We start from the raw sequence: 2220 nt of genomic DNA, 5'->3' as shown, positions 1-2220 counted from the left end.
TGGGTGGAGCCACGGGGACTCGAACCCCGAACCCCCGCCTTGCAAAGGCGGTGCTCTGCCAGTTGAGCTATGGCCCCTCGAACACGCGGCCGGGCCGCGTGGCGTCTCAGCCGACGGGGTCGGTGGCCTCCCGCCAGAGATCCTGCTCGGCCCGGCCGGCCTGCAGCTTGCGGACGGCGATCGCACCGCCGACGCCCAGGACGGCGGCGACCAACAGCTTCTTCACGTCCGACCCCCTGGGGAGGCAGCTGGGGCAGCAGCTGCGCGAGCAGCCGAGTGGGCCTAACTGGATTTGAACCAGTGACCTCTTCCTTATCAGGGAAGCGCTCTAACCAACTGAGCTATAGGCCCGTACGCCCGACGGCGCCTGGCAATGATAGCCGAGCCGCCGGACGGGGTGCGGCACGGGCCGAAGCCCGCCCGCGGGTGGGTCAGTTGTCCTCGGTGAGCGTCACGTGCAGGCCACCGACCAGGCGCGCCGAGACGTTGTAGAGGAAGGCGCCGATCGTGCTCAGCGCGGTGAGGAGCACGGCGTCGACGACGGCGAGCACGAGCGCACCGAGCATCACCCGCTGCAGCGACAGCGCCTCGGTGAGGTCCGTGCCCTGGCCCGAGGAGTCGCTGGTGATGTCGCCGACCGTGGTCGTGACGGCCTCGAAGACCCCCATCTGGTCCAGGACCGACCAGAGGGCGAAGACCGCGACCAGCAGCATGATGCCGAGCGCGACGGAGAACAGCGCCGCGAGCTTCATGACCGACCACGGGTCGATCCGCGACAGCACCAGCCGTGCGCGCCGGGCCGGCTTGGCCTCGGACGGTCCGGGCTGCGGCTGCTGCGGCCGCGCCCCGCGCCCCGGCAGGCCCATCGGGCGCCGGGGCTGCTGCTCCCGGGCGTCCCGAGCCTCGCCCGGTGCCGCGGCACCGCCGTAGTAGCGGGTCTCGGAGGTGCTCACTCCCCACCGTCCTCGCTCTGCGCGCCCGACGAGTCGGCCGGCTGGTCACTGCGGGAAGCTGCCGTGTCCGGCTCCGCGTCCTCGGGAGCCGTGTCCGGCTCCCCATCGGCAACCGTACCCTGCGCGGCCGCACCAGGCGTCGCGGACGCGTCGGCGTCACCCGTCTCCGCAGGCGCCGGCGCTGCGCCGGCCGTGCCGGCCTCCTCCTCGGCACGCTCGACCGCGGCCTCGAGCTCCTCTTCGTCCTCGGCCTCCGCCTCCGCGTTGCGGGCGATGGAGAGCACGGTCTCGGACTTGCCGAGGGAGACCAGCGTGACCCCCATCGAGTCGCGCCCGGTCGAGCGCACGTCGGCGATGCGGGTGCGGATGACGGTGCCGCCGCTGGTGATCGCGAAGACCTCGTCGGTCTCGTCCACCACCAGCGCGCCGACGAGCGAGCCGCGCTCCTCGGTGACCCGGTGCGCCCGCAGGCCGAGGCCGCCGCGGCCCTGGACGCGGTACTCCGCGACCGGGGTGCGCTTGGCGTAGCCGCCCTCGGTGGCGGTGAGGACGTACGCGTCGGCGCCCTCGCGGACGACGGACATGCTGAGCAGCTCGTCGTCCTCGCGGAAGCGCATGCCCGTGACGCCGCTCGTCGCTCGCCCCATCGGGCGCAGCGCCGCGTCCTCGTTGCGGAAGCGGACGGCCTGCGCCCCACGGCTGACCAGCAGCAGGTCGTCGTCGGCCGAGGCCAGCGCAGCGCTGACGAGCTCGTCGTCTCCCGACTCGTCACTGCGCAGGTTGATCGCGATGACGCCGCCGGCGCGCGGGCTGTCGTACTCGCCCAGCTTGGTCTTCTTCACCATGCCGGACTTGGTCGCGAGCACGAGGTAGGGCGCCACGTCGTAGTCGCGCAGGTCCAGGACCTGGGCGATGCGCTCGTCGGGCTGGAAGGCCAGCAGGTTGGCCACGTGCTGGCCGCGGGCGTCGCGCGCCGACTCCGGCAGCTCGTAGGCCTTCACCCGGTAGACCCGGCCCTTGTTGGTGAAGAACAGGATCCAGTGGTGGGTCGTCGTCACGAAGAAGTGCTCGACGATGTCGTCCTCGCGCAGCTGGGCACCGCGTACGCCGCGGCCGCCGCGCCGCTGGGAGCGGTAGAGCTGCACCTGGGTGCGCTTGGCGTAGCCGCCGCGCGTGATCGTGACGACCACTGGCTCCTCGGCGATGAGGTCCTCCATGGACATCTCGCCCTCGGCGGCCACGACCTGGGTGCGCCGCTCGTCGCCGT

At 72.5% G+C, this 2220-nt stretch carries 3 protein-coding genes and 2 tRNA genes; all 5 read right to left on the bottom strand.

Features of this window, described 5'->3' with window-relative positions:
* Nucleotides 1–4: 4 nt before the first annotated feature.
* Nucleotides 5–77 (bottom strand) — tRNA-Ala (locus tag G9H71_RS22310).
* A 29-nt stretch (nt 78–106) separates the two neighbouring features.
* Nucleotides 107–226, bottom strand: a complete 120-nt coding sequence (locus G9H71_RS24250; RefSeq protein WP_331273200.1) for a DLW-39 family protein — start codon at nt 224–226, stop codon at nt 107–109.
* Between the two features lie 51 nt (nt 227–277).
* Nucleotides 278–351: transfer RNA gene (locus G9H71_RS22305), tRNA-Ile, on the bottom strand.
* Nucleotides 352–431: 80 nt separating this feature from the next.
* Nucleotides 432–953, bottom strand: coding sequence for a DUF3566 domain-containing protein (locus tag G9H71_RS24245; RefSeq protein WP_166284951.1), 522 nt, complete (start codon nt 951–953; stop codon nt 432–434).
* Nucleotides 950–2220 (bottom strand): DNA gyrase C-terminal beta-propeller domain-containing protein (locus G9H71_RS22295; RefSeq protein ID WP_331273199.1); only part of this gene is annotated, 1271 nt, incomplete at its 5' end. The genes G9H71_RS22295 and G9H71_RS24245, both read right to left, overlap by 4 nt.

Origin of the sequence: Motilibacter deserti (assembly GCF_011250635.1) — a bacterium.
Lineage (GTDB): Bacteria > Actinomycetota > Actinomycetes > Motilibacterales > Motilibacteraceae > Motilibacter_A > Motilibacter_A deserti.
This window is presented reverse-complemented; position numbering and strand designations above follow the sequence as displayed.